Source organism: Shewanella sp. 1CM18E (assembly GCF_023161665.1).
Taxonomy (GTDB): Bacteria; Pseudomonadota; Gammaproteobacteria; order Enterobacterales; family Shewanellaceae; genus Shewanella.
This window is the reverse complement of sequence record NZ_JALNTW010000025.1, coordinates 14,577-39,774: the sequence shown is the minus strand read 5'-3', so window position 1 is coordinate 39,774 and position 25,198 is coordinate 14,577. Positions and strand designations below refer to the sequence as shown.

Genomic DNA, 25,198 nt, shown 5'->3' with positions numbered 1-25,198 from the left:
GCCGTAAGTCGCTAGGTATCAATTGATGCTTAGCATGGTAATTGCTAGGGAAATTTCCCTAGATCGAATCCAGGAGTAAAGCCAATGGCATTAAGACTCGAAGACAAAAAAGCGATTGTTGCTGAAGTCAACGAAGCTGCCAAAGGTGCTTTATCTGCAGTTGTTGCCGATTCACGCGGTGTAACTGTAGCTAATATGACCGGTCTTCGTAAAGCAGCTCGTGAAGCTGGTGTGTACGTTAAAGTTGTACGTAACACTCTAGTTAAACGCGCTGTAGCTGGTACTGATTTTGAGTGCCTAAGCGATACGTTCACTGGTCCTACTTTGATTGCATTCTCTAATGAGCACCCAGGTGCAGCAGCGCGTCTTCTTAAAGACTTCGCTAAAACACAAGAGAAGTTTGAAATCAAAGCAGCAGCCTTTGAAGGGGAATTAATCCCTGCAGATAACATTGATCGTTTAGCAAAACTACCAACTTACGAAGAAGCACTAGCTCAGTTCATGATGACTTTAAAAGAAGCATCTGCTGGCAAGTTCGTTCGTACATTGGCCGCTCTACGCGATCAGAAAGAAGCTGCTTAATTTTACAAGCCGCTTAATTAAATTGAATTCAGTACAATTAGGAATTTTTTGTTATGTCTATCACTAAAGACCAAATCTTAGAAGCCCTTGCAGCTATGTCTGTAATGGAAGTTGTTGAACTAATCGAAGCAATGGAAGAGAAGTTCGGCGTTTCTGCTGCTGCTGCTGTTGTTTCAGGTGGTGGCGATGCTGCTGCTGCTGAAGAGAAAACAGAATTCGACGTAATTCTTACTTCTCACGGCGACAACAAAGTTGCAGTAATTAAAGCTCTTCGTGGCGCTACAGGTCTAGGCCTGAAAGAAGCTAAAGGCATGGCTGAATCTGCTCCAGTAGCAGTTAAAGAAGCTATCTCTAAAGAAGAAGCTGAAGCTCTTAAAACTGAACTTGAAGCAGCTGGTGCTGCAGTAGAGATCAAGTAAGTTATACTCTAACTTACAACCTCCCGAGTAATCGGGCGGAGGCTGGCGGTTTTTTAACCGTCGGCCTTTTTTGCGCTGTAAGCGCAGGCGATTTTTTTTTCACCGTTTATCGCCAGATTTCGCAGTTCCTAGCAGAGATTACTGGTTGGGTTCTTGCTTTCAACGGTGATGGGCAAACGCGCTGTTTCAACATTTAGGTTGATTCAGTCTTGGTCACATCTCGCAATCAGAGGAAACCCATGGTTTACTCCTATTCTGAAAAGAAGCGTATTCGCAAAGACTTTGGTAAACGTCCACGTGTTTTGGATATTCCTTACCTTTTGTCAATCCAGTTGGACTCTTTTAAGAAGTTCACCGATCAAGATCCTACAGGTGAGCGTGGCTTCGAAGCTGCCTTCCGTAGCGTTTTTCCCATCAAGAGCTTTTCTGGTAACTCTGAGCTTCAATATGTCAGCTACAAACTAGGCGAGCCAGTTTTTGATGTGAAAGAGTGTCAAATCCGCGGTGTTACATACTCTGCACCTCTACGCGTTAAACTGCGTATGGTTCTGTATGACCGTGAAGCTGCACCTGGCACAGTAAAAGACATTAAAGAACAAGAAGTCTATATGGGGGATATCCCTCTTATGACTGAAAACGGTACCTTTGTAATCAATGGTACTGAGCGTGTAATCGTATCTCAGCTACACCGTAGCCCGGGCGTATTCTTTGATCATGACCGTGGTAAAACCCACTCTTCAGGTAAGGTGCTATATAACGCACGTATTATTCCTTACCGTGGTTCTTGGTTGGACTTTGAATTCGATCCGAAAGATGCTCTGTTTGTTCGTATTGACCGTCGTCGTAAGTTGGCGGCATCGATCATTCTGCGCGCTTTAGATTATTCTACTCAAGATATTCTTGACCTGTTCTTCGATCGCGTAAACTTTAAGATCAAGAAAGATTCACTAGTAATGGATCTTGTTGCTGACCGTCTACGTGGCGAAACAGCAAGCTATGATATTAAAGACGCTGAAGGTACTGTTCTTGTTGAGAAAGGTCGTCGCATTACTGCACGTCACATTCGTCAACTTGAAAAGACAAATACAACTGAGCTTGAAGTGCCAGTTGAATACATCGCTGGTAAGATTTCTGGTCAAGACTACATTGATCCAGATACAGGCGAAGTATTGGTTTCTGCTAATGCTGAAATCAGTCTTGAAGATCTTGCTAAGCTATCTATGGCTGGTATCAAAGAAATCAGCACTCTGTATATCAACGAGCTTGATAACGGTGCTTATATCTCTGACACACTACGTATCGATTCAACAACTAACCGCCTTGAAGCGCTAGTTGAAATCTACCGTATGATGCGCCCAGGCGAGCCACCAACCAAAGATGCAGCAGAAGCACTATTCAACAACCTATTCTTCAGCGAAGAACGTTATGATCTATCTAAAGTAGGTCGTATGAAGTTCAACCGTCGTCTAAGCATTGATGACGATGAAGGTACGGGTATCTTAACTAAAGAAGATATCGTTGCCGTGATGAAGAACATTATCGCCATCCGTAATGGTTTGGACGAAGTGGATGATATCGATCACCTAGGTAACCGTCGTATCCGTAGTGTTGGTGAAATGGCTGAAAACCAGTTCCGTGTTGGTCTAGTTCGTGTAGAACGTGCCGTACGTGAGCGTTTAAGCCTTGGCGATCTAAATGAGCTAATGCCTCAAGACTTGATCAATGCTAAGCCAATCTCTGCAGCTGTTAAAGAATTCTTTGGCTCTTCACAGCTTTCACAGTTCATGGACCAAAACAACCCATTGTCAGAAGTAACGCATAAGCGTCGTATTTCTGCTCTAGGTCCTGGTGGTCTAACACGTGAACGTGCTGGTTTCGAAGTTCGAGACGTACACCCGACTCACTACGGTCGTCTATGTCCAATCGAAACGCCTGAAGGTCCAAACATTGGTTTGATCAACTCGTTGTCAACCTTTGCTCGTACTAACAACTATGGTTTCCTAGAAACACCTTACCGTAAGGTTATCGATGGTGTGGTTACTGATGAGGTAGATTACCTATCAGCAATCGAAGAAGGCCGTTATGTTATTGCACAGGCAATCGTTGAGCTAGATGAAAACGGTCGCATGATGGACGAGCTAATTGCTTGTCGTCATAAAGGTGATTCAACCTTTATGGGTGCTGCTGACATCCAGTATATGGACGTTTCACCACAACAGATTATTTCTGTTGCGGCATCGCTAATTCCGTTCCTAGAACACGATGACGCGAACCGTGCATTGATGGGTGCGAACATGCAACGTCAGGCTGTTCCAACACTGAAGGCTGATAAGCCATTAGTTGGTACAGGTATTGAGCGTACACTTGCTGTTGACTCAGGCGTGGTTGTAGCTGCTAAACGTGGTGGTTATGTTGACTACGTTGATGCGAGCCGTATCGTTGTTAAAGTTAACGAATCTGAATTGACTCCTGGTGAAGCGGGTATCGATATCTACAACTTGACTAAATACACGCGTTCTAACCAGAACACATGTATTAACCAACGTCCATGTTGTAGCGTAGGCGATCCAGTTGTTCGTGGTGACGTACTAGCCGATGGTCCATCTACCGACTTAGGTGATTTGGCTCTTGGTCAGAACATGCGTATCGCGTTCATGCCTTGGAACGGTTACAACTTCGAAGACTCGATCTTAATCTCTGAGCGTGTAGCTCAAGAAGACCGTTTCACAACTATCCATATTCAAGAGCTTTCATGTATTGCTCGTGATACTAAGTTGGGTAGCGAAGAGATCACAGCTGATATTCCAAACGTTGGTGAGTCTGCGCTTTCTAAGCTAGATGAATCAGGTATCGTTTATATCGGTGCAGAAGTTAAGGGTGGTGACATCCTAGTTGGTAAAGTAACACCTAAAGGTGAAACTCAGCTGACTCCAGAAGAAAAGCTTCTACGTGCGATCTTCGGCGAAAAAGCATCTGACGTTAAAGATAGCTCACTACGCGTACCTAACTCTGTTAAAGGTACTATCATCGACGTACAAGTATTTACTCGTGACGGCGTTGAGAAAGACAAGCGTGCTGTAGAAATCGAAGAGATGCACATCGCTCAGGCGAAGAAGGATTTGACTGAAGAGTTCCAAATTCTTGAAGATGGTGTTCTTGGTCGTGCTCGCAACCTATTACTAGGTGCTGGTTTCGATGAAGCCCAACTTAACGCTATTCCTCGCTCACAATTGTTGGTTCAAACCATCGATGATGAAGCGAAGCAAACTGAGCTAGAACAACTAGCTGAGCAAGCGGAAGAGCTAAAAGCCGATTTCGATAAGAAGTTCGAAATCAAGCGCCGCAAGATCACTCAAGGTGATGACTTAGCACCTGGTGTACTGAAGATCGTTAAGGTTTACCTAGCGGTTAAGCGTACTATCCAGCCTGGTGATAAGATGGCGGGTCGTCATGGTAACAAGGGTGTAATCTCTAAGATTTGTCCTGTTGAAGACATGCCATACGACGAAAAAGGCGATCCAGTGGACATCGTATTGAACCCACTAGGTGTACCTTCACGTATGAACATCGGTCAGGTACTTGAAGTTCATATGGGGGCTGCAGCGAAAGGCATCGGTAATCGTATTACTGAAATGCTAGAAGAGCAGCGCGAATTGGCAGAACTTCGCGGATACATCAAGCAAGTTTATGACTTAGGTGACGAAGTGCAGCAGCGCGTTGACATCGATACATTTACTGATGATGAGATCTTGCGTCTTGCTAAAAACCTAAAAGGCGGTGTGCCAATTGCAACACCTGCGTTTGATGGTGCCAAAGAGAAAGAAATCAAGCAGATGCTTGAGCTTGCAGGTCTACCACAATCAGGTCAGTTGACTCTGTGTGATGGTCGTACTGGTAATGAGTTTGAGCGTAAGGTAACCGTTGGTTACATGTATATGCTAAAACTTAACCACTTGGTTGATGATAAGATGCACGCCCGTTCTACCGGTTCGTACAGTCTTGTTACTCAGCAACCATTAGGTGGTAAAGCACAGTTCGGTGGTCAGCGTTTCGGTGAGATGGAAGTATGGGCACTTGAAGCTTACGGTGCAGCATATACACTTCAAGAAATGCTAACCGTTAAGTCGGACGATGTGAACGGTCGTACTCAGATGTATAAGAACATCGTCGACGGTAACCATCAGATGCAACCAGGTATGCCTGAATCGTTCAACGTATTGTTGAAAGAGATCCGCTCACTCGGTATTAACATCGAGTTGGATCAACAGTAACACTTGGTTACTGCCTCTATGGCAAAAGAAATTGGTGCTCTGCATTTTGCAGGGCACCCGGTTTAACTCCTTCAGGAGAGAAACGTGAAAGACTTATTAAAGTTTCTGAAACAGCAAAGCAAGACTGAAGAATTTGAAGGTATTAAGATCGGCCTAGCGTCGCCAGATCTAATCCGCTCTTGGTCTTTTGGTGAAGTTAAGAAGCCAGAAACCATTAACTACCGTACATTCAAGCCTGAGCGTGAAGGTTTGTTCTGTGCGCGTATTTTTGGTCCAGTAAAAGATTACGAATGTTTATGCGGTAAGTATAAGCGTCTTAAGCACCGTGGTGTGATCTGTGAAAAGTGTGGCGTTGAAGTTACACAGACTAAAGTACGTCGTGAGCGTATGGGTCACATCGATCTTGCTAGCCCAGTTGCACACATTTGGTTCTTGAAGTCACTTCCGTCTCGTATCGGTTTGATGCTAGACATGACTCTTCGTGATATCGAACGTGTACTTTACTTCGAATCTTTCGTGGTAATCGAGCCTGGCATGACCAGTCTTGAACGCGGCCAAATGCTAACAGAAGAAAACTATCTGGATGCATTGGAAGAGTACGGTGATGAATTCGAAGCTAAGATGGGTGCTGAAGCAGTTCTAGAATTGCTACGTGCTATCGATCTTGAGAAAGAAATTGAAATGATGCGCGAAGAATTGCCATCAATCAATTCTGAGACTCGTCGTAAGAAGATCACTAAGCGTCTTAAGCTTATTGAGGCATTTTTCACTTCAGGTAACAAGCCTGAGTGGATGATCCTTAAAGTGCTACCGGTTCTGCCACCAGATCTACGTCCTCTAGTTCCACTAGATGGCGGACGTTTTGCTACGTCTGATTTGAACGACCTTTACCGTCGTGTAATCAACCGTAACAACCGTCTAAAGCGTCTGTTAGACCTAGCTGCTCCAGATATCATCGTGCGCAACGAAAAGCGTATGTTGCAAGAGTCTGTTGATGCGCTATTAGATAACGGTCGTCGTGGTCGTGCTATTACAGGTTCTAACAAGCGTCCGCTTAAATCTTTGGCCGATATGATCAAAGGTAAGCAAGGCCGTTTCCGTCAGAACTTGCTAGGTAAGCGTGTTGACTATTCTGGTCGTTCGGTAATTACCGTAGGTCCTACTTTACGTCTACACCAGTGTGGTCTTCCTAAGAAGATGGCACTTGAGCTATTCAAGCCATTCATCTATGGCAAGCTAGAAGGTCGTGGCTTAGCTACAACTATCAAAGCTGCTAAGAAGATGGTTGAGCGCGAAGTACCTGAAGTTTGGGACGTACTAGATGACGTGATCCGCGAACACCCAGTGATGCTTAACCGTGCACCAACACTGCACAGACTAGGTATCCAGGCATTTGAGCCAGTACTAATCGAAGGTAAAGCGATTCAGCTTCACCCATTGGTTTGTGCGGCATACAACGCCGACTTCGACGGTGACCAAATGGCTGTTCACGTGCCACTAACGCTTGAAGCGCAGTTAGAAGCACGTTCTCTAATGATGTCTACCAACAACATCCTTTCACCTGCAAACGGTGAGCCGGTGATTACACCATCTCAGGACGTTGTATTGGGTCTTTACTACACTAGCCGTGAGCGTATCAACGGCAAGGGTGAAGGCATGGCATTCTCTGATGTGGCTGAAGCAGAAAAAGCTTACCGCACAGGTGTTGCTGAGCTACACGCTCGCGTTAAAGTACGTATTACGGAAACAACGACGAACGAAGCTGGCGAAAAAGTTAAGACACGTCGCGTTGTTGATACAACCGTTGGTCGTGCATTGCTTTCACAGATCCTGCCTAAAGGTCTTTCTTATGATTTGGTTAACCAAAACATGGGTAAGAAGCAGATCTCTAAGCTATTGAACACTTGTTACCGTCAACTAGGTCTTAAAGATACTGTTATCTTTGCTGACCAATTGATGTACACAGGTTTCCACTTTGCAACTATCTCGGGTGCCTCTGTAGGTATCGACGATATGGTTATTCCAGATCTTAAGTACACGCTAGTAGCGGATGCTGAAGCGGAAGTTCTTGAAATTCAAGAGCAGTTCCAATCTGGTCTAGTAACAGCCGGTGAGCGTTACAACAAAGTAATCGATATCTGGGCAAGCGCGAACGAAAAAGTTTCTAAAGCGATGATGGAAAACCTGTCTAAAGAGACAGTGATTAACCGTGATGGCGAAGAGGAACAACAAGAATCGTTCAACAGCATCTACATGATGGCCGACTCAGGCGCTCGTGGTAGTGCTGCACAGATTCGTCAGTTGGCCGGTATGCGTGGTCTGATGGCTAAGCCAGATGGCTCAATCATCGAAACCCCAATTGTGGCTAACTTCCGTGAAGGTCTAAACGTATCTCAGTACTTTATTTCTACTCACGGTGCGCGTAAGGGTCTTGCGGATACGGCATTGAAGACAGCTAACTCTGGTTACCTGACTCGTCGTCTAGTAGACGTTGCGCAAGATTTAGTTGTTATTGAAGACGACTGTGGCACTTACGAAGGTCTAACTATGAAACCGCTTATTGAAGGTGGTGATGTAGTTGAGCCGTTACGTGAACGTGTTCTTGGTCGTGTTGTTGCACAAGACGTATTCAAGCCTGGTACAGAAGAAGTTCTGATCCCGCGTAATACGCTGCTTGATGAAAGCTGGTGTGACGTTGTTGAAGACAACTCTATCGACGAAATGATTGTTCGCTCAGTAATTAGCTGTGATACAGACTTCGGTGTGTGTGCTGCTTGTTACGGTCGTGATTTGGCTCGTGGTCATATCATTAACCAAGGTGAAGCGATTGGTGTTGTTGCCGCTCAGTCTATTGGTGAGCCTGGTACACAGCTTACGATGCGTACATTCCACATCGGTGGTGCGGCGTCTCGAGCTTCTGCAGAGAACAACGTTCAAGTTAAGAACTCAGGTACTCTGAAGTTACATAACGCTAAGTTTGTAACTAATACTAACGGTAAGCTTGTAATCGTTTCTCGTTCTTCTGAGCTAGCTATCATTGATGAGCTAGGTCGTGAGAAAGAGCGTTATAAGGTTCCTTACGGTACAGTACTAGATAAGTTGGAAGACGACGGCGTCGCTGCTGGCGAGATTATCGCTAAGTGGGATCCGCATACTCACCCAATTATCTCTGAGGTAGCGGGTAGTATTAAGTTCGTAGATATGATTGAAGGTGTCACTATGACACGTCAAACTGACGAACTAACGGGTCTATCTTCAATCGTAGTACTTGAAGTTGGTCAACGTCCAACAGCTGGTAAAGAGATGCGTCCTATGATCCGTCTTGTTGCTGCTGATGGTGGCGACTTGATGATCCCAGGTACTGAAGTTCCTGCGCAATACTTCTTGCCAGGTCACGCGATTGTGAATCTTGACGATAACGCACCAATTAACGTTGGTGACGCGTTAGCACGTATTCCTCAAGAATCTTCTAAGACTCGCGATATTACCGGTGGTCTACCACGCGTAGCTGACTTGTTCGAAGCGCGTAAGCCAAAAGAGCCTGCAATTCTTGCTGAAGTATCGGGTACTATCTCGTTCGGTAAAGAAACCAAAGGTAAGCGTCGTCTAGTGATCACCCCAGCTGATGGCGGTGAGCAGTACGAAGAGATGATTCCTAAGTGGCGTAACCTAAACGTGTTCGAAGGTGAAAAAGTTGAACGCGGTGAAGTTATTGCTGATGGTCCAGAAGCAGCACACGACATTCTACGTCTACGTGGTATCCACAATGTGGCTAACTACATCGTGAATGAAGTACAGGACGTTTACCGTCTACAGGGCGTTAAGATCAACGATAAGCACATTGAGGTGATTATTCGCCAGATGCTGCGTAAGTGTGAGATCGTAGACGCTGGTGACAGTGAATTCCTACCGGGTGAACAAGCTGAAGTATCTCGTGTGAAGATCGCTAACCGCGAACTAGAAGCACAAGGTAAGCAGCCTGCAACATTCGAGCGTGAGCTTCTTGGTATTACTAAGGCGTCTCTAGCGACTGAATCGTTCATCTCTGCAGCATCGTTCCAGGAGACCACTCGTGTTCTTACTGAAGCAGCTGTTGGTGGTAAGAGCGATAAGTTACGTGGCTTGAAAGAGAACGTAATTGTTGGTCGTCTAATCCCTGCTGGTACAGGTTACTCATACCACCAGAAACGTGCTGAAGCTGCAGTTAAACCTGCTGCTGAAGAAGCACCAGTGATTAGCGCAAGCGAAGCTGAGCAGAACCTTGCAGATCTACTAAATCTTGCTGGTAGCAACGATTAATCGATGCTGAAAAGTAAATAGATTGTAAAAAAGGCGCTTTTAGCGCCTTTTTTTTACTTTAAATCGGTTAAAAGTTGTCTATTTCTTGACAGAAACTCCATACACTTCTAAAATTTCGCGTCCCACACCTGTGGGATATAGATTTTTCACACCTTACTGTTGATTTAGTCAACTGATTCGGAGCTATACATGGCAACTGTAAACCAGTTGGTACGTAAGCCTCGCGCACCGAAAGTCGATAAGACTAACGTACCTGCGCTAGCTGCGTGTCCACAAAAGCGTGGTGTTTGTACTCGCGTATATACCACTACACCAAAAAAACCTAACTCTGCACTACGTAAAGTAGCTCGTGTGCGTCTAACTAACGGTTTCGAAGTAACTTCGTACATCGGCGGTGAAGGCCACAACCTGCAGGAACACAGCGTAATTCTAATCCGTGGCGGTCGTGTAAAAGACTTACCGGGTGTGCGTTACCACACTGTACGCGGCGCATTAGACTGTGCTGGCGTTAGCGAACGTCGTCAAGGTCGTTCTAAGTACGGTGCTAAGCGTCCTAAGTCTTAACGTTTTCCGTTAAGTAAGGCCAAGCTAGATATAATTGAGATTCCAGTTTTGGGGTCCCTGAAGCATACGGAGAAATTGTTATGCCAAGACGTCGCGTTGTAGGACAACGTAAAATCCTACCAGATCCAAAGTTCAACAGTGAGTTGCTGGCTAAGTTCATCAACGTCATTATGCAGGACGGCAAAAAGTCGACTGCTGAAAAAATTATTTACAAGGCACTAGATACTGCAGCTGAAAAGAAAGGCGAAGATCAACTAGTAATCCTTGAAGCAGCCCTGGACAACGTACGTCCATCAGTCGAGGTTAAATCTCGTCGTGTTGGTGGTTCTACTTACCAGGTACCATGTGAAGTTCGTCCAGTGCGTCGTAACGCACTAGCGATGCGCTGGTTGGTTGAAGCTGCACGTAAGCGTGGTGAAAAATCTATGGCTCTACGTCTAGCAGGTGAAATGTTAGACGCATCTGAAAACAAAGGTACTGCTGTTAAGAAGCGCGAAGACGTGCATCGTATGGCAGAAGCAAACAAAGCGTTTGCTCATTACCGCTGGTAATATCTTGGCGTGGGCTATGTCCCACGCCTTACTTGCATTGCTAACACTCAGATTTAGCTAAGAGGGTATAAATCGTGGCTCGTACAACTCCAATTGAGCGCTACCGTAATATCGGTATTTGTGCTCATGTTGACGCTGGTAAAACCACTACAACTGAACGTGTTCTTTTCTACACTGGCTTATCTCATAAGATCGGTGAAGTTCATGATGGCGCTGCTACCATGGACTGGATGGAGCAAGAGCAGGAACGTGGTATTACCATCACCTCAGCCGCAACGACTACTTTCTGGCGCGGAATGGATGCGCAGTTCACTGAGCACCGCATTAACATCATCGATACTCCAGGCCACGTTGACTTCACTATTGAAGTTGAACGTTCTTTGCGTGTACTTGATGGTGCAGTCGTTGTTTTTTGTGGCTCATCAGGGGTAGAACCTCAATCTGAGACCGTTTGGCGACAAGCTGATAAGTATCATGTACCGCGCCTAGTGTTCGTCAACAAGATGGACCGCGCAGGTGCAAACTTTGACAGAGTAGTCGACCAGATCCGTAATCGCCTTGGTGCGACTTGTGTGCCTATTCAAATGAATATTGGTGCAGAAGAAGATTTCAACGGTGTGATCGATTTGATCAAAATGAAAGCCATTAACTGGTCTGAAGAAGACCAAGGTATGACTTTCACTTATGAAGCGATTCCAGAGCACTTAGCTGACAAAGCCGCAGAAATGCGTGAATACTTAGTTGAAAGTGCCGCTGAAGCGACAGAAGAGCTGATGGAAAAGTACCTAGAAGATGGGGAACTTTCAGAAGAAGAGATCAAAAAGGCACTGCGTCAACGTACCTTAAACAATGAAATCGTATTGGCAACCTGTGGTTCTGCATTCAAGAACAAGGGTGTACAAGCGGTTCTAGATGCCGTGGTAGATTTCCTACCATCGCCAGTCGAAGTCCCTGCAATTAAGGGCATCGATGAAAATGATGAAGAAACGTCGCGTCAAGCTGACGATAACGCACCGTTTTCAGCATTAGCGTTTAAGATTGCAACAGACCCATTCGTAGGTACTTTAACCTTTATGCGTGTTTATTCAGGCGTATTGGAAACAGGTGCTGGCGTATATAACTCTGTTAAGCAAAAGCGTGAGCGTATTGGTCGTATGGTGCAAATGCACGCTAACGATCGTCAAGAGATTAAAGAAGTACGCGCTGGCGACATCGCTGCTGCTATTGGTCTTAAAGACGTGACGACTGGCGATACATTGTGCGATGCAGACCACAAAGTAATTCTTGAGCGTATGGAATTCCCTGAGCCAGTTATTACTATTGCTGTTGAGCCAAGAACGAAGGCAGACCAAGATAAAATGGGGATCGCGTTGCAAAAGCTTGCAGCTGAAGATCCATCATTCCGTGTTGAATCTGATGAAGAATCAGGTCAAACACTGATCTCTGGTATGGGTGAGCTACACTTAGACATCATCGTAGACCGTATGCGTCGCGAATTTGGTGTTGAGTGTAATGTAGGTAAACCTCAAGTTGCATATCGTGAAACTATCCGCAAAACTGTGGAAGTTGAAGGTAAGTTCGTACGTCAATCAGGTGGACGAGGACAATTCGGTCACGTTTGGTTGAAGCTAGAGCCTCAAGAAGAAGGTTTTGGCTACGAATTTGTCAACGAAATTGTTGGTGGTGTGGTTCCAAAGGAATACATCCCTGCAGTTGATAAAGGTATTCAAGAGCAGATGAAGAGCGGCGTATTAGCTGGTTTCCCTGTTCTCGACGTAAAGGTTACTCTGTACGATGGTTCATATCATGATGTGGACTCGAACGAGATGGCCTTTAAAGTCGCTGGTTCAATGGGCTTTAAAAAGGGTGCGCTTGAAGCAGACCCTGCCTTACTTGAGCCTTGCATGAAAGTTGAAGTTACAACGCCTGAAGATTATATGGGTGATGTAGTTGGAGACTTAAACCGTCGTCGTGGCCTTATCGAAGGTATGGATGATGGTATCGCAGGTGTAAAACTTGTGCATGCAACAGTGCCTTTATCTGAAATGTTCGGTTATGCGACCGATTTGCGCTCTGCAAGTCAGGGTCGTGCTTCATACTCAATGGAGTTTTTGAAGTACGCTGATGCACCGCAAAATGTTACTAAAGCAATAATCGAGGCTAGAGGCTAAGCTGTCTCACTCTATTATTGATATACTTAATTGCTATTGCTCGGTTTTAAGCCGAGCATTTTCTGAAAAGAAAGGAATATATCGTGGCTAAAGAAAAATTTGAACGCGTAAAACCGCACGTTAACGTTGGTACTATCGGACACGTTGACCATGGTAAAACTACTCTAACTGCTGCTATCTCTGCAGTTCTTACTAAGAGCTTCGGTGGTACTGTACGTGATTTCGCACAGATCGATAACGCTCCAGAAGAGCGTGAGCGTGGTATTACAATTAATACTTCTCACATCGAATACGATACTCCATCACGTCACTACGCACACGTAGACTGTCCAGGTCACGCGGATTATGTTAAAAACATGATCACTGGTGCTGCACAGATGGACGGCGCTATCCTAGTAGTAGCTTCTACAGATGGTCCAATGCCACAAACACGTGAGCACATCCTGCTTTCACGTCAGGTTGGTGTACCATTCATCATCGTATTCATGAACAAGTGTGACATGGTAGATGACGAAGAACTTCTAGAACTAGTAGAAATGGAAGTTCGTGAACTTCTATCTGAGTACGACTTCCCAGGTGATGACCTACCAGTTATCCAGGGTTCTGCTCTTAAAGCTCTTGAAGGCGAGCCAGAGTGGGAAGCTAAGATCCTAGAACTAGCTGAAGCTCTAGATACTTACATCCCTGAGCCAGAGCGTGCTATCGATGGTGCATTCATTCTACCAATCGAAGACGTATTCTCTATCGCTGGTCGTGGTACTGTTGTTACTGGTCGTGTAGAGCGCGGTATCATCAAAGTAGGTGAAGAAGTAGAAATCGTTGGTATCAAAGATACAACTAAGTCTACTTGTACTGGTGTTGAAATGTTCCGTAAGCTTCTAGACGAAGGTCGTGCTGGCGAGAACTGTGGTGTTCTTCTACGTGGTATCAAGCGTGAAGAAGTAGAACGTGGTCAAGTACTAGCTGCTCCAGGTTCAATCACTCCACACACTACTTTCAAGTCAGAAATCTACGTTCTGTCTAAAGAAGAAGGTGGACGTCACACTCCATTCTTCAAAGGCTACCGTCCACAGTTCTACTTCCGTACAACTGACGTAACCGGTACTATTGAATTGCCAGAAGGCGTTGAAATGGTAATGCCTGGTGACAACGTAGCTATGACTGTTACTCTAATCTGCCCAATCGCGATGGACGAAGGTTTACGCTTCGCAATCCGTGAAGGTGGCCGTACAGTTGGTGCTGGTGTTGTAGCTGAGATCGTTGCTTAATTAGCAACGAGTCTTAACTCGATACTGAAAAAGGCAGCTTAGGCTGCCTTTTTTATTGCCTAAAGAAAAGTGAGGGCAGGGCTAGTATTCCCGATCCGACTATGTATAATGGCGCAACTTTGGTGAAAACAGTTAATTTGACGGTATTTCACACAACGGGCTTGATCTCAACGTTGAAATCAGTATAATAGCCCCTCGCCTTAACCATTAGGCGATTTAAATTGGTCTGCCTTCGGGTTTGACGTAAAAAAACAGCGACTCCGATTGTGAGTCGAACGGCTAAATCATTTCACTCGGCTTTTCCTATAAGGAAAATTGCTTGAGGGTGATTTTTTTGTGTACATTTTAGGAGCTCTGGTCAATGCAGAACCAAAGAATCCGTATCCGCCTAAAAGGATTTGATCATCGTTTGATTGATCAGTCTACTGCGGAAATCGTTGAAACTGCTAAGCGTACCGGCGCGCAGGTTCGTGGTCCAATTCCACTACCAACGCGTAAAGAACGTTATACCATTTTGACTTCTCCACACGTTAATAAAGATGCACGTGATCAGTACGAACTACGTACTCACAAGCGTCTTGTTGACATCGTAGAGCCGACTGAGAAGACTGTAGACGCACTTATGCGTTTAGATCTTGCGGCTGGTGTTGACGTTCAGATTAGCTTGGGTTAATTGAGATCCTTAGAAGAGGTTTGAGAGATGGCTATCGGTCTTATCGGTCGTAAAGTAGGTATGACTCGCATCTTCAATGAAGATGGCGCGTCGGTACCTGTAACAGTAATTGAAATTGCTGCTAACCGCGTAACCCAAGTGAGAACTTTGGATACAGATGGTTACCGTGCACTTCAAGTTACTACTGGTACCAAAAAAGCTAATCGCATCACTAAACCAGAAGCAGGTCACTTTGCTAAGGCAGGCGTTGAAGCCGGTCGTGGTTTATGGGAAATGCGTTTGGCAGATGGTGAAGGTGAAGGCATCGAAGTTGGTGCTGAGCTTAATGTAGATATCTTCGCTGACATAGCGAAAGTTGATGTTACTGGTCAATCAAAAGGTAAGGGCTTCCAAGGCGGTATTAAGCGTTGGAACTTCCGTACTCAAGATGCAACACATGGTAACTCACTGGCACATAGAGCTAACGGTTCTATTGGTCAAAACCAAACACCTGGTCGCGTTTTCAAAGGTAAGAAAATGTCTGGCCACATGGGTGCAGAGCGCGTTACTACTCAAAATCTAGACGTTGTACGTGTAGATGTTGAACGTAACCTGCTATTGGTTAAGGGTGCAGTTCCAGGCGCTACTAATGGCGACCTGATCATCAAACCAGCTGTTAAAGCTTAAGGTCTGAGGAGATAGTAATGGAATTGGTATTGAAAGACGCACAGAGTGCTCTTGAAGTTTCCGAAGCTACCTTTGGCCGTGACTTTAATGAAGCACTGGTTCATCAGGTAGTTGTAGCTTACGCTGCAAACGCGCGTCAGGGCACTCGTGCTCAAAAGACTCGCGCAGAAGTAACTGGCTCAGGCAAAAAGCCTTGGCGCCAAAAAGGTACTGGCCGTGCACGTGCTGGTACTGTTAAAGGCCCAATCTGGCGTGGCGGTGGCGTAACTTTCGCTGCTAAAACACAAGATCACAGCCAAAAAGTTAACAAAAAGATGTACCGCGGAGCGCTGAAAAGCATTTTCTCTGAATTGGTACGTCAAGACCGTCTTATCGTTGTTGAGTCGTTCGGTGTTGAAGCTCCTAAAACTAAAGAGCTAAAAGCTAAACTGACTGAAATGCAACTAGAAGACGTGTTGATTGTTACTCCAGAAGTTGACGAGAACTTGTTCTTAGCTGCTCGCAACCTGTACAAAGTTGACGTGCGTGATGTTGCTGGTATTGATCCAGTTAGCCTTATCGCTTTCAACAAAGTACTAGTTACTGCTGAAGCTATTAAGCAAATCGAGGAGATGCTGGGATGATAAGCCAAGAACGTTTGCTAAAAGTTATTCTTGCACCACACATCTCTGAGAAGAGCACTGTGAATGCAGAAAATAACAACACGGTAGTTTTCCGTGTAGCTATCGATGCAACTAAAGCTGAAGTTAAAGCTGCAGTAGCACAGCTATTTGAAGTTGAAGTTGATACAGTTCGTACTTTGGTTAACAAAGGCAAAACTAAGCGTCACGGTGCCCGTACTGGCCGTCGTAGCGATTGGAAAAAAGCTTACGTTACCTTAGCTGCTGGTGCTGACATCGATTTCGTCGGCGGCGCTGAGTAAGCATTAGGAGAATTATCATGGCAGTTATTAAGTGTAAGCCAACCTCTCCAGGTCGTCGCCACGTAGTTAAAGTGGTGAACAGCGATTTGCATAAAGGTAAACCTTTTGCAGGCCTGTTGGCGAAAAAATCAAAAAGTGGTGGCCGTAACAATACTGGTCGCATCACTGTACGTCACGTTGGTGGCGGACATAAGCAACATTATCGTCTAATCGACTTTAAGCGTAACAAAGACGGTATCCCTGCGAAGGTTGAACGTTTGGAATATGATCCAAACCGTACAGCTAACATCGCATTGGTACTATACGCTGACGGTGAGCGTCGTTATATCCTTGCTGCTAAAGGCATGCAAGCTGGTGATAAGATCCAGTCTGGTATCGATGCAGAGATTAAGACCGGTAACGCTATGCCTCTACGTAATATCCCTGTGGGTAGCGTAGTGCACGCAGTAGAAATGAAGCCTGGTAAAGGTGCTCAGATCGCGCGTTCAGCTGGTGCTTATGTACAAGTTATTGCTCGTGATGGCGCATACGCTACTCTACGTCTTCGCTCTGGCGAAATGCGTAAAGTACCTGTTGATTGCCGCGCGACATTTGGTGAAGTTGGTAACGCCGAGCACATGCTACGCCAGTTAGGTAAAGCTGGTGCTAAGCGCTGGAGAGGCGTACGCCCTACAGTTCGTGGTGTTGCAATGAACCCAGTAGATCACCCACATGGTGGTGGTGAAGGCCGTACTTCTGGTGGCCGTCACCCTGTATCACCTTGGGGTATGCCAACTAAGGGTTATAAGACTCGTAGTAACAAACGCACCGACAAGTACATTGTACGTCGTCGCAATAAAAAGTAAGAGGATTCGCCATGCCACGTTCTCTCAAGAAAGGTCCATTCATTGACCTACACTTGCTGAAGAAGGTAGAGAAAGCGATGGAAGCTGGAGACAAGAAGCCTATTAAGACTTGGTCTCGTCGCTCTATGATCATTCCTAACATGATTGGAATGACCATCGCTGTCCATAATGGTCGTCAGCACGTACCTGTGTTCGTAACTGACGAAATGATCGGCCACAAGCTTGGTGAATTTTCACCAACTCGCACTTATCGCGGCCATGCTGCTGATAAGAAAGCGAAGAAGCGTTAATACGGGAGACATAAGATGGAAGTTTTAGCTAAACATCGTTTTGCCCGTACGTCGCCTCAAAAGTGTCGTTTGGTTGCAGATCAAATCCGTGGACTGCCTGTTGCTAAGGCTCTCGAAATTCTAACTTTCAGCCCTAAAAAAGCTGCAGTACTTGTTAAAAAAGTACTGGACTCTGCAATCGCTAATGCTGAGCACAATGAAGGTGCTGACATTGACGAACTAAGAGTTGGAGCGATTATGATCGATGAAGGTCCAACTATGAAGCGTATCATGCCACGTGCTAAAGGCCGTGCTGATCGTATAATCAAGCGTACCAGCCACATTACTGTGGTTGTATCAGATCGCTAGGAGTTAGCAATGGGACAGAAAGTACATCCTAATGGTATCCGTCTGGGTATCACTAAGCCTTGGATCTCGACCTGGTACGCTGACAAGTCAGACTATGCCAATAACTTGAGCAGTGACTGGGAAGTGCGTAAGTTTCTAGAAAAGAAACTTACTCAAGCATCAGTTTCTAAGATTGTTATCGAGCGTCCAGCTAAGAGTGTTCGCGTTACTATTCACACTGCCCGTCCAGGCGTTGTGATTGGTAAGAAAGGCGAAGACGTTGAGAAGCTACGCAACGCAGTTGCGAAGTTGACTGGTATTCCAGCTCAAATCAACATCGCTGAAATCCGTAAGCCAGAGCTAGATGCTAAGCTTGTTGCCGATGGCATCGCTTCGCAACTAGAGCGTCGTGTTATGTTCCGTCGTGCTATGAAGCGCGCTGTACAAAACGCTATGCGTCTTGGTGCTAAGGGTATCAAAGTTGAAGTGAGTGGCCGTCTAGGCGGCGCTGAGATTGCGCGTTCAGAGTGGTATCGTGAAGGTCGTGTACCTTTGCATACACTGCGTGCTGATATCGACTATTCTACTTCTGAGAGTCACACTCAATACGGTGTGATTGGCGTTAAAGTTTGGGTCTTCAAAGGCGAAGTTCTAGACGGCGTTTTACCTCAGCACGAAGAGCCGAAACAGCAGCCGAAGCGTAAGCCTCGCGGTAAATAGGAGAGCTGGCAATGCTGCAACCAAAAAGAATGAAGTTTCGCAAAATGTTCAAGGGCCGCAACCGCGGTCTAGCGAACGGCACTGAAGTTAGCTTCGGTGAATTCGGTTTGAAAGCTGTTGGACGTGGTCGTCTAACTGCTCGTCAAATCGAAGCTGCGCGTCGTGCTATGACACGTCACATTAAACGTCAAGGTCAGATCTGGATCCGCGTATTCCCTGACAAGCCAATTACTTCTAAGCCTCTTGAAGTGCGTATGGGTAAAGGTAAGGGTAACGTTGAATACTGGGTTTGCCAGATTCAACCAGGTAAGGTTCTTTATGAGATGAATGGTGTATCTGAAGCTCTAGCTCGCGAAGCTTTTGCTCTAGCTGCTGCTAAACTACCTCTAAAGACTACCTTCGTAACTAAGACGGTGATGTAATGAAAGCGAGCGAACTAACAGAAAAGAGCGTTGAAGAACTGAACGCTGAACTGCTTGGTCTGCTGCGTGAGCAGTTTAATCTGCGTATGCAACACGCCACTGGTCAGTTGACTCAGACTCATCAGCTTAAAATCGTGCGTCGCAACATTGCGCGCGTAAAGACCATTATTACTTCTAAGGCGGGTGCATAATGTCTGATAATATCCGTACTTTGCAAGGTCGAGTACTTAGCGACAAGATGGACAAGTCTATCACTGTAGCTATTGAGCGTAAGGTTAAACACCCTTTATACGGTAAGTTTATCAAGCGCACTACTAAGATCCATGCACATGACGAACAAAATCAGTGTAATGCTGGCGATATCGTGACTATTCGCGAATGCCGTCCGCTGTCAAAGACTAAGTCTTGGACTCTGGTTGAAGTAGTATCAAAAGCCTAAGCTTATTAGGTATTTAAGCAAACGGCTCCTAAAGTTGGGGCCGTTTTTATTTTTAGTACTATCTATTCCTATTTATAGGTGTTACACTTGCGCGCCAATTTTGACTAAATTAGAGTCGAAATTAGGTTGAAATGTAGCCCCTTTGTGGGATTGTAAGTAACGATAGCGGAGCACTTAAAATGATCCAAATGCAATCGACTCTAGAAGTCGCCTGTAACAGTGGCGCTCGTAGAGTTCAGTGTATTAAGGTCTTGGGTGGCTCTCATCGTCGTTATGCCGGTATCGGCGACGTCATCAAGGTTTCTGTAAAAGAAGCAATTCCTCGCGGTAAAGCGAAGAAAGGTGATGTATATAACGCGGTGGTAGTCCGTACTAAGAAAGGCGTACGTCGTCCAGACGGTTCTGTCATTCGCTTCGATCGGAATGCAGCGGTATTGCTAAACGCAAACCTTGCACCGATTGGTACTCGTATCTTTGGACCTGTGACACGTGAACTGCGTACTGAGCAGTTTATGAAGATTGTGTCATTGGCACCAGAAGTACTGTAAGGAGCTTCAAAATGGCAGCTAAAATACGTCGTCAAGACGAAGTAATTGTACTAGCAGGTAAAGACCAGGGTAAACGCGGTAAGGTTTCTCAGGTTCTTCCAACTGGTAAATTAATTGTAGAAGGTATCAACCTTGTTAAGAAACACCAAAAGCCAAACCCACAATTGGGCGTAGCTGGCGGTATTGTTGAGCAAGAAGCACCTATACAAGCATCAAACGTAGCGATTTTCAACTCTGCCACTGGCAAAGCTGATCGCGTTGGTTTCCGATTTGAAGACGGCAAAAAAGTCCGTTTCTTTAAGTCGAACAGTGAACTCGTTAAGTAATTTGGAGTAAACGATGGCGAAACTGCATGATAAATACAAAGAGACTGTTAGTCCTGAACTTGCTAAAAAGTTCGGTTTTACCAGTGTCATGCAAGTCCCTCGGATTGAAAAGATCACCCTTAATATGGGTGTTGGCGAAGCAGTAGCAGATAAGAAAGTTATGGAGCATGCGCTTCGTGACATGACTGCTATCGCTGGTCAAAAGCCAGTAGTGACTGTAGCTCGTAAGTCAGTTGCTGGTTTTAAAATCCGTGAAGGCTACCCAATCGGCTGTAAGGTTACACTACGCGGCGAGCGTATGTGGGAATTCTTAGAGCGTTTAGTTGATATCGCAATCCCGCGTATCCGTGACTTCCGTGGTTTGAGCGCTAAGTCGTTCGACGGCCGTGGTAACTATGCGATGGGCGTACGTGAGCAAATTATCTTCCCAGAGATCCAATACGATAAAATCGATAAGATCCGCGGTATGGATATTGTAATCACTACTTCTGCGAAGAATGACGAAGAAGGCCGAGCTTTGCTTGAAGGCTTTAACTTCCCATTCAAGAAATAAGGGTAGCGTAATGGCAAAAAGTTCAATGAAAGCACGTGAAGCAAAACGTGCACAGCTCGTAGCTAAGTTCGCTGAAAAGCGCGCTGCACTTAAAGCTATCATTAGCAGTCCAACTACATCTGATGATGACCGTTGGGATGCAGTACTTAAGTTACAAGCTCTACCACGTGACTCTAGCGCAGCGCGTCAGCGTAATCGTTGTAGTCAAACTGGTCGCCCACATGGTTTCCTACGTAAATTCGGCCTTAGCCGTATTAAATTACGTGAAGCAACTATGCGCGGTGAAGTTCCTGGTCTTCGCAAGGCCAGCTGGTAAGCACTTGTCACGGAGTAAGCTAATATGAGCATGCAAGATCCTATTGCGGATATGTTAACACGTATTCGTAACGGCCAAGCTGCTAAACACGTATCTGTGAAGATGCCATCTGCTAAGCTAAAAATCGCTATCGCGAAAATGCTTAAAGAAGAAGGTTACATCACTGACTACGCCGTAGCAGATGAAGCCAAGCCTGAATTGGAAATCACTTTAAAGTATTTCCAAGGTCAGCCAGTCGTTGAGACTATCCAGCGCGTTAGCCGTCCTGGTCTTCGTATTTACAAAGGTAAAAACGATCTTCCAAAGGTTATGGGCGGACTGGGTGTCGCTATCGTGTCCACTTCTAAAGGTTTGATGACTGATCGTACTGCCCGCCAAAATGGCATGGGTGGGGAAGTTATCTGCTACGTAGCATAAGGAGCTAGCAATGTCTCGTGTCGCAAAAGCACCAGTCGCTATCCCTGCAGGCGTAGAAGTGACTTTAAACGAACAAACTATCACCGTAAAAGGTCCTAAAGGTAGTTTGACTCGAGTTATTAATGCTGACGTTTCTGTTGTTGTTGAAGACAATGAAATCAAGTGTTCACCAGTTGAAAGCGCTAAAACCGCTGCTCAAGCTGGTACAGCTCGTGCATTAATCAACAACATGGTTGTTGGTGTTTCTGAAGGTTTCGTTAAGAAACTGACTCTTGTTGGTGTTGGTTACCGTGCAAAACTTGCTGGTAAAGACGTCGACTTGACTCTAGGTTTCTCACATCCTTTAGTTCACAAACTTCCAGACGGCGTAACAGCTGAATGTCCAACTCAAACTGAAATCGTACTTTCTGGTACTGATAAGCAGTTGATCGGACAAGTAGCAGCTGAGATTCGCGGTTACCGTCCACCAGAGCCTTACAAAGGTAAAGGTGTTCGTTATTCCGATGAACAAGTACGCCGTAAAGAGGCTAAGAAGAAGTAAGGTAATACGATATGGATAAGAAAACATCTCGCTTACGCCGCGCTCTACGTGCACGTAAGAAGATCCAAGAGCTGGGCGTTAATCGTCTGGTTGTACATCGTACACCACGTCACACTTACGCTCAGGTCATCAGTCCTGAAAACGTAGTGTTGGCGGCAGCTTCTACTGCTGAAAAAGCAGTAACCGAGCAGCTAAAGTACACTGGTAACGTAGATGCAGCTAAAGTAGTGGGCAAAACCGTTGCTGAGCGCGCTATCGAAAAAGGCGTTGCTGTAGTTGCATTCGATCGTTCCGGCTTCAAGTATCACGGTCGCGTTGCTGCATTAGCAGACGCTGCTCGTGAAGCTGGCCTTAAGTTCTAAGGAATGATGAAAAATGGCTAAATTTGAAGCTCAACAGCAAAAAGACGATCTGCAAGAGAAATTAGTTGCAGTTAATCGTGTTTCTAAAGTAGTTAAAGGCGGACGTATCTTTAGCTTCACTGCACTAACAGTAGTGGGTGATGGTAATGGTAAAGTTGGCTATGGCTATGGTAAAGCGCGTGAAGTACCAGCAGCAATTCAGAAAGCAATGGAAAAGGCTCGCCGTAACATTGTAAACGTTGAATTGAACAATGGTACTTTGCACCACCCTGTAAAGGGTCGTCACACTGGTTCACGTGTTTACATGCAACCAGCCTCTGACGGTACCGGTATTATTGCCGGTGGCGCAATGCGTGCCGTATTGGAAGTAGCAGGCGTTCATAACGTTCTGTCAAAAGCATACGGTTCTACTAACCCGATCAACATCGTTCGCGCTACTGTAGATGCGTTGGTGAATATGAAATCACCTTCACAAATCGCAGCTAAGCGTGGCCTGAATGTTACTGAAATTCGAGGTTAATGCACCATGGCTACTAAAACACTTAAAGTAACTCAGACCAAGAGTTCTATCGGCCGCTTACCAAAGCACCGTGCAACTTTGACTGGTCTAGGTCTACGCCGCATTAATCACACTGTTGAACTAGAAGATACACCTTCAGTTCGCGGTATGATTAACAAGGTTTACTACATGGTTTCGGTGGAGGAAGTATAAGATGCGTCTAAATACTCTATCACCTGCTGCAGGTGCTAAATCAGCAGCTAAGCGTGTAGGTCGCGGTATCGGTTCAGGCCTTGGTAAAACTGCAGGTCGTGGTCACAAAGGTCAGAAGTCTCGTTCTGGCGGCGGTGTTCGCGTAGGTTTCGAGGGTGGTCAGATGCCACTTAAGATCCGTCTACCTAAGTTCGGTTTTACCTCGCGTACTGCGTTGGTATCAGCTGAAATTCGCGTTGGCGAATTAGCTAAAGTTAACGGTGATGTTATCGACCTAAATGCGCTGAAAGATGCGAATCTAGTTACTCGCAACATACAGTTTGCTAAAATCGTTCTTTCAGGTACCATTGAGCGCCCAGTGACCGTTAAAGGTCTGAAGGTAACCAAAGGTGCACGTGCAGCTATTGAAGCTGCCGGTGGCAAGATCGAGGAATAATACGTCGATGGCAAAACCAGGACTTGATTTAAAAAGCGCGAAGGGCGGTTTATCAGAATTGAAAACCCGTCTCCTGTTCGTGATTGGTGCAATTATCGTCTTTAGAGCCGGTTCGTTTGTACCAATTCCTGGTATTGACGCTGCTGTACTAGCAGAGCTGTTTAATCAGCAAAAGGGGACCATCCTAGGCATGTTTAACATGTTCTCTGGTGGTGCCCTTGAACGTGCCTCTATCTTTGCATTAGGTATCATGCCGTATATTTCGGCATCGATTATTATGCAGTTGTTGACTGTGGTACATCCTGCACTCGCTGAATTGAAAAAAGAAGGCGAGTCTGGACGTAAGAAAATCAGTCAATATACTCGATACGGCACATTGGTCCTGGGTACGTTCCAGGCAATCGGTATCGCAACGGGTCTTCCGAACCTAGTTCCAGGGTTAGTTGTTAACCTAGGATTTAGCTTCTACTTTGTTGCTGTTGTAAGCTTAGTAACGGGAACTATGTTCCTAATGTGGCTAGGTGAGCAAATTACCGAAAGAGGCATAGGTAACGGTATCTCGATTCTTATTTTCGCAGGTATTGTTGCTGGTCTGCCATCTGCTATCGGCCAAACAGCCGAGCAGGCGCGTCAAGGCGACTTGAATGTACTAGTATTGTTGTTGCTGGCAGTGATTGTTTTCGCTGTCACTTATTTTGTGGTATTCGTTGAGCGTGGACAACGTCGTATCGTTGTTAACTATGCTAAGCGTCAGCAGGGCCGTAAGGTGTTTGCAGCGCAAAGTACTCATTTACCACTTAAGATTAATATGGCTGGTGTTATCCCGCCTATTTTTGCGTCCAGCATCATTTTGTTCCCAGGCACACTGGCTCAGTGGTTTGGTCAAAATGAGTCCATGTCATGGTTAAGTGATTTTTCACTAGCTGTGTCACCAGGACAACCGCTGTACTCATTATTATATGCAACAGCGATTATTTTCTTCTGTTTCTTCTATACTGCGTTGGTGTTTAACCCTCGCGAAACAGCTGATAACCTGAAGAAGAGTGGTGCGTTTATTCCCGGGATTCGTCCTGGAGAACAGACTTCGCGTTACATTGATAAAGTTATGACTCGCTTGACATTAGCAGGCGCGTTGTATATTACCTTTATCTGCTTAATTCCGGAGTTCATGTTAATTGCGTGGAAAGTACAGTTCTATTTTGGCGGTACTTCACTACTAATTATGGTAGTCGTAATCATGGACTTCATGGCTCAGGTTCAGACGCATATGATGTCTCATCAGTATGAGTCTGTAATGAAGAAAGCTAACTTGGTAAACAAAGCGAATTTAGATCGCTTTGGTCGCTAAGCTAGTAATCTCGGAGTGATGAAATGAAAGTTCGAGCTTCCGTGAAGAAGATCTGCCGTAACTGCAAGATCGTAAAGCGTAGTGGCGTTGTACGTGTGATTTGTGTTGAACCTAAACACAAACAGCGTCAAGGCTAAAAAAATTGACCAGCCCAGTCCGGGCTGGTCAAAATATTATTTGCTAAATTGTCGTCTGTCGAGTATCCTACCG

The 25,198-nt window shown here is 45.5% G+C and carries 31 protein-coding genes; all 31 read left to right on the top strand.

The window, feature by feature from the left end:
- Positions 1-84: 84 nt before the first annotated feature.
- Positions 85-582: a 50S ribosomal protein L10 gene (rplJ, locus tag MSG37_RS20605; RefSeq protein WP_248472604.1), complete on the top strand. Its 498-nt coding sequence runs from the start codon at positions 85-87 to the stop codon at positions 580-582.
- Positions 583-635: 53 nt separating this feature from the next.
- Positions 636-1,001: a 50S ribosomal protein L7/L12 gene (rplL, locus tag MSG37_RS20600; RefSeq protein ID WP_248472603.1), complete on the top strand. Its 366-nt coding sequence runs from the start codon at positions 636-638 to the stop codon at positions 999-1,001.
- 239 nt (positions 1,002-1,240) lie between these two features.
- The gene (rpoB, locus tag MSG37_RS20595; protein WP_248472601.1) at positions 1,241-5,272 is read left to right on the top strand and encodes a DNA-directed RNA polymerase subunit beta; all 4,032 of its coding nucleotides are present in this window, start codon (positions 1,241-1,243) and stop codon (positions 5,270-5,272) included.
- 84 nt (positions 5,273-5,356) lie between these two features.
- Entirely contained in the window at positions 5,357-9,571 is a 4,215-nt protein-coding gene (rpoC, locus tag MSG37_RS20590; protein ID WP_248472599.1) for a DNA-directed RNA polymerase subunit beta', read from the top strand.
- 189 nt (positions 9,572-9,760) lie between these two features.
- On the top strand, positions 9,761-10,135 hold the full coding sequence (gene rpsL / locus MSG37_RS20585; RefSeq protein ID WP_012153454.1) for a 30S ribosomal protein S12: 375 nt from the start codon (positions 9,761-9,763) through the stop codon (positions 10,133-10,135).
- Positions 10,136-10,215: 80 nt separating this feature from the next.
- Positions 10,216-10,686, top strand: a complete 471-nt coding sequence (gene rpsG, locus MSG37_RS20580) for a 30S ribosomal protein S7 (RefSeq protein ID WP_202723806.1) — start codon at positions 10,216-10,218, stop codon at positions 10,684-10,686.
- A gap of 74 nt (positions 10,687-10,760) precedes the next feature.
- On the top strand, positions 10,761-12,857 hold the full coding sequence (gene fusA / locus MSG37_RS20575) for an elongation factor G (protein WP_248472597.1): 2,097 nt from the start codon (positions 10,761-10,763) through the stop codon (positions 12,855-12,857).
- An 83-nt stretch (positions 12,858-12,940) separates the two neighbouring features.
- Entirely contained in the window at positions 12,941-14,125 is a 1,185-nt protein-coding gene (gene tuf, locus MSG37_RS20570) for an elongation factor Tu (protein WP_248472595.1), read from the top strand.
- Between the two features lie 361 nt (positions 14,126-14,486).
- On the top strand, positions 14,487-14,798 hold the full coding sequence (rpsJ, locus tag MSG37_RS20565; RefSeq protein WP_005503530.1) for a 30S ribosomal protein S10: 312 nt from the start codon (positions 14,487-14,489) through the stop codon (positions 14,796-14,798).
- A gap of 27 nt (positions 14,799-14,825) precedes the next feature.
- The gene (gene rplC, locus MSG37_RS20560) at positions 14,826-15,464 is read left to right on the top strand and encodes a 50S ribosomal protein L3 (protein WP_248472593.1); all 639 of its coding nucleotides are present in this window, start codon (positions 14,826-14,828) and stop codon (positions 15,462-15,464) included.
- Between the two features lie 17 nt (positions 15,465-15,481).
- Entirely contained in the window at positions 15,482-16,087 is a 606-nt protein-coding gene (gene rplD, locus MSG37_RS20555; RefSeq protein ID WP_248472591.1) for a 50S ribosomal protein L4, read from the top strand.
- Positions 16,084-16,386, top strand: a complete 303-nt coding sequence (gene rplW / locus MSG37_RS20550; protein WP_202723802.1) for a 50S ribosomal protein L23 — start codon at positions 16,084-16,086, stop codon at positions 16,384-16,386. Before rplD ends, rplW begins: the two co-directional genes overlap by 4 nt.
- Positions 16,387-16,403: 17 nt before the next feature.
- Positions 16,404-17,231 (top strand): 50S ribosomal protein L2, encoded by an 828-nt coding sequence (gene rplB, locus MSG37_RS20545; RefSeq protein ID WP_248472589.1) that lies wholly within the window; start codon positions 16,404-16,406, stop codon positions 17,229-17,231.
- Between the two features lie 11 nt (positions 17,232-17,242).
- Complete coding sequence (gene rpsS / locus MSG37_RS20540) at positions 17,243-17,521, top strand: 30S ribosomal protein S19 (protein ID WP_011863970.1); 279 nt, start codon at positions 17,243-17,245, stop codon at positions 17,519-17,521.
- Positions 17,522-17,536: 15 nt separating this feature from the next.
- Complete coding sequence (gene rplV, locus MSG37_RS20535) at positions 17,537-17,869, top strand: 50S ribosomal protein L22 (RefSeq protein WP_012144645.1); 333 nt, start codon at positions 17,537-17,539, stop codon at positions 17,867-17,869.
- 9 nt (positions 17,870-17,878) lie between these two features.
- Complete coding sequence (gene rpsC / locus MSG37_RS20530; RefSeq protein WP_028767971.1) at positions 17,879-18,568, top strand: 30S ribosomal protein S3; 690 nt, start codon at positions 17,879-17,881, stop codon at positions 18,566-18,568.
- An 11-nt stretch (positions 18,569-18,579) separates the two neighbouring features.
- Positions 18,580-18,990, top strand: a complete 411-nt coding sequence (rplP, locus tag MSG37_RS20525) for a 50S ribosomal protein L16 (protein WP_028767970.1) — start codon at positions 18,580-18,582, stop codon at positions 18,988-18,990.
- Entirely contained in the window at positions 18,990-19,181 is a 192-nt protein-coding gene (gene rpmC / locus MSG37_RS20520) for a 50S ribosomal protein L29 (RefSeq protein WP_012144642.1), read from the top strand. The genes rplP and rpmC overlap by 1 nt, the downstream gene beginning before the upstream one ends.
- Positions 19,181-19,429 (top strand): 30S ribosomal protein S17, encoded by a 249-nt coding sequence (gene rpsQ / locus MSG37_RS20515; protein WP_202723799.1) that lies wholly within the window; start codon positions 19,181-19,183, stop codon positions 19,427-19,429. Before rpmC ends, rpsQ begins: the two co-directional genes overlap by 1 nt.
- Before the next feature lie 179 nt (positions 19,430-19,608).
- Positions 19,609-19,977 carry a 50S ribosomal protein L14 gene (gene rplN / locus MSG37_RS20510; protein WP_011863976.1) on the top strand — a complete coding sequence of 123 codons (369 nt, stop codon included), beginning with the start codon at positions 19,609-19,611 and terminating at the stop codon, positions 19,975-19,977.
- Positions 19,978-19,988: 11 nt separating this feature from the next.
- Positions 19,989-20,303: a 50S ribosomal protein L24 gene (rplX, locus tag MSG37_RS20505; RefSeq protein WP_012153465.1), complete on the top strand. Its 315-nt coding sequence runs from the start codon at positions 19,989-19,991 to the stop codon at positions 20,301-20,303.
- Positions 20,304-20,316: 13 nt separating this feature from the next.
- Positions 20,317-20,856: a 50S ribosomal protein L5 gene (gene rplE / locus MSG37_RS20500; RefSeq protein WP_028767967.1), complete on the top strand. Its 540-nt coding sequence runs from the start codon at positions 20,317-20,319 to the stop codon at positions 20,854-20,856.
- Between the two features lie 10 nt (positions 20,857-20,866).
- A complete protein-coding gene (rpsN, locus tag MSG37_RS20495; protein WP_012153467.1) occupies positions 20,867-21,172 on the top strand; it encodes a 30S ribosomal protein S14 in 306 nt (101 codons plus the stop codon).
- Between the two features lie 24 nt (positions 21,173-21,196).
- Positions 21,197-21,589, top strand: a complete 393-nt coding sequence (gene rpsH / locus MSG37_RS20490) for a 30S ribosomal protein S8 (RefSeq protein ID WP_202723796.1) — start codon at positions 21,197-21,199, stop codon at positions 21,587-21,589.
- Positions 21,590-21,599: 10 nt separating this feature from the next.
- Complete coding sequence (gene rplF / locus MSG37_RS20485) at positions 21,600-22,130, top strand: 50S ribosomal protein L6 (RefSeq protein WP_248472587.1); 531 nt, start codon at positions 21,600-21,602, stop codon at positions 22,128-22,130.
- Between the two features lie 11 nt (positions 22,131-22,141).
- Positions 22,142-22,492 (top strand): 50S ribosomal protein L18, encoded by a 351-nt coding sequence (gene rplR / locus MSG37_RS20480; RefSeq protein WP_012153470.1) that lies wholly within the window; start codon positions 22,142-22,144, stop codon positions 22,490-22,492.
- A 13-nt stretch (positions 22,493-22,505) separates the two neighbouring features.
- On the top strand, positions 22,506-23,012 hold the full coding sequence (gene rpsE / locus MSG37_RS20475) for a 30S ribosomal protein S5 (protein WP_012153471.1): 507 nt from the start codon (positions 22,506-22,508) through the stop codon (positions 23,010-23,012).
- A 6-nt stretch (positions 23,013-23,018) separates the two neighbouring features.
- Entirely contained in the window at positions 23,019-23,204 is a 186-nt protein-coding gene (rpmD, locus tag MSG37_RS20470; protein WP_020912153.1) for a 50S ribosomal protein L30, read from the top strand.
- A gap of 1 nt (position 23,205) precedes the next feature.
- Positions 23,206-23,640, top strand: a complete 435-nt coding sequence (gene rplO, locus MSG37_RS20465) for a 50S ribosomal protein L15 (protein ID WP_202723793.1) — start codon at positions 23,206-23,208, stop codon at positions 23,638-23,640.
- Positions 23,641-23,647: 7 nt separating this feature from the next.
- Complete coding sequence (secY, locus tag MSG37_RS20460) at positions 23,648-24,988, top strand: preprotein translocase subunit SecY (protein WP_012153474.1); 1,341 nt, start codon at positions 23,648-23,650, stop codon at positions 24,986-24,988.
- A 23-nt stretch (positions 24,989-25,011) separates the two neighbouring features.
- Complete coding sequence (gene rpmJ / locus MSG37_RS20455; protein ID WP_006083579.1) at positions 25,012-25,125, top strand: 50S ribosomal protein L36; 114 nt, start codon at positions 25,012-25,014, stop codon at positions 25,123-25,125.
- Positions 25,126-25,198 lie beyond the last annotated feature (73 nt).

Excerpts from the sequence above, each read along its gene's own strand:
- rplJ (WP_248472604.1), top strand. The coding sequence starts at position 85 with ATGGCATTAAGACTCGAAGACAAAAAAGCGATTGTTGCTGAAGTCAAC.
- rplL (WP_248472603.1), top strand. The coding sequence starts at position 636 with ATGTCTATCACTAAAGACCAAATCTTAGAAGCCCTTGCAGCTATGTCT.
- rpoB (WP_248472601.1), top strand. The coding sequence starts at position 1,241 with ATGGTTTACTCCTATTCTGAAAAGAAGCGTATTCGCAAAGACTTTGGT.
- rpsL (WP_012153454.1), top strand. The coding sequence starts at position 9,761 with ATGGCAACTGTAAACCAGTTGGTACGTAAGCCTCGCGCACCGAAAGTC.
- rpsG (WP_202723806.1), top strand. The coding sequence starts at position 10,216 with ATGCCAAGACGTCGCGTTGTAGGACAACGTAAAATCCTACCAGATCCA.
- rpsJ (WP_005503530.1), top strand. The coding sequence starts at position 14,487 with ATGCAGAACCAAAGAATCCGTATCCGCCTAAAAGGATTTGATCATCGT.
- rplC (WP_248472593.1), top strand. The coding sequence starts at position 14,826 with ATGGCTATCGGTCTTATCGGTCGTAAAGTAGGTATGACTCGCATCTTC.
- rplD (WP_248472591.1), top strand. The coding sequence starts at position 15,482 with ATGGAATTGGTATTGAAAGACGCACAGAGTGCTCTTGAAGTTTCCGAA.
- rplW (WP_202723802.1), top strand. The coding sequence starts at position 16,084 with ATGATAAGCCAAGAACGTTTGCTAAAAGTTATTCTTGCACCACACATC.
- rplB (WP_248472589.1), top strand. The coding sequence starts at position 16,404 with ATGGCAGTTATTAAGTGTAAGCCAACCTCTCCAGGTCGTCGCCACGTA.
- rpsS (WP_011863970.1), top strand. The coding sequence starts at position 17,243 with ATGCCACGTTCTCTCAAGAAAGGTCCATTCATTGACCTACACTTGCTG.
- rplV (WP_012144645.1), top strand. The coding sequence starts at position 17,537 with ATGGAAGTTTTAGCTAAACATCGTTTTGCCCGTACGTCGCCTCAAAAG.
- rpsC (WP_028767971.1), top strand. The coding sequence starts at position 17,879 with ATGGGACAGAAAGTACATCCTAATGGTATCCGTCTGGGTATCACTAAG.
- rplP (WP_028767970.1), top strand. The coding sequence starts at position 18,580 with ATGCTGCAACCAAAAAGAATGAAGTTTCGCAAAATGTTCAAGGGCCGC.
- rpmC (WP_012144642.1), top strand. The coding sequence starts at position 18,990 with ATGAAAGCGAGCGAACTAACAGAAAAGAGCGTTGAAGAACTGAACGCT.
- rpsQ (WP_202723799.1), top strand. The coding sequence starts at position 19,181 with ATGTCTGATAATATCCGTACTTTGCAAGGTCGAGTACTTAGCGACAAG.
- rplN (WP_011863976.1), top strand. The coding sequence starts at position 19,609 with ATGATCCAAATGCAATCGACTCTAGAAGTCGCCTGTAACAGTGGCGCT.
- rplX (WP_012153465.1), top strand. The coding sequence starts at position 19,989 with ATGGCAGCTAAAATACGTCGTCAAGACGAAGTAATTGTACTAGCAGGT.
- rplE (WP_028767967.1), top strand. The coding sequence starts at position 20,317 with ATGGCGAAACTGCATGATAAATACAAAGAGACTGTTAGTCCTGAACTT.
- rpsN (WP_012153467.1), top strand. The coding sequence starts at position 20,867 with ATGGCAAAAAGTTCAATGAAAGCACGTGAAGCAAAACGTGCACAGCTC.
- rpsH (WP_202723796.1), top strand. The coding sequence starts at position 21,197 with ATGAGCATGCAAGATCCTATTGCGGATATGTTAACACGTATTCGTAAC.
- rplF (WP_248472587.1), top strand. The coding sequence starts at position 21,600 with ATGTCTCGTGTCGCAAAAGCACCAGTCGCTATCCCTGCAGGCGTAGAA.
- rplR (WP_012153470.1), top strand. The coding sequence starts at position 22,142 with ATGGATAAGAAAACATCTCGCTTACGCCGCGCTCTACGTGCACGTAAG.
- rpsE (WP_012153471.1), top strand. The coding sequence starts at position 22,506 with ATGGCTAAATTTGAAGCTCAACAGCAAAAAGACGATCTGCAAGAGAAA.
- rpmD (WP_020912153.1), top strand. The coding sequence starts at position 23,019 with ATGGCTACTAAAACACTTAAAGTAACTCAGACCAAGAGTTCTATCGGC.
- rplO (WP_202723793.1), top strand. The coding sequence starts at position 23,206 with ATGCGTCTAAATACTCTATCACCTGCTGCAGGTGCTAAATCAGCAGCT.
- secY (WP_012153474.1), top strand. The coding sequence starts at position 23,648 with ATGGCAAAACCAGGACTTGATTTAAAAAGCGCGAAGGGCGGTTTATCA.
- rpmJ (WP_006083579.1), top strand. The coding sequence starts at position 25,012 with ATGAAAGTTCGAGCTTCCGTGAAGAAGATCTGCCGTAACTGCAAGATC.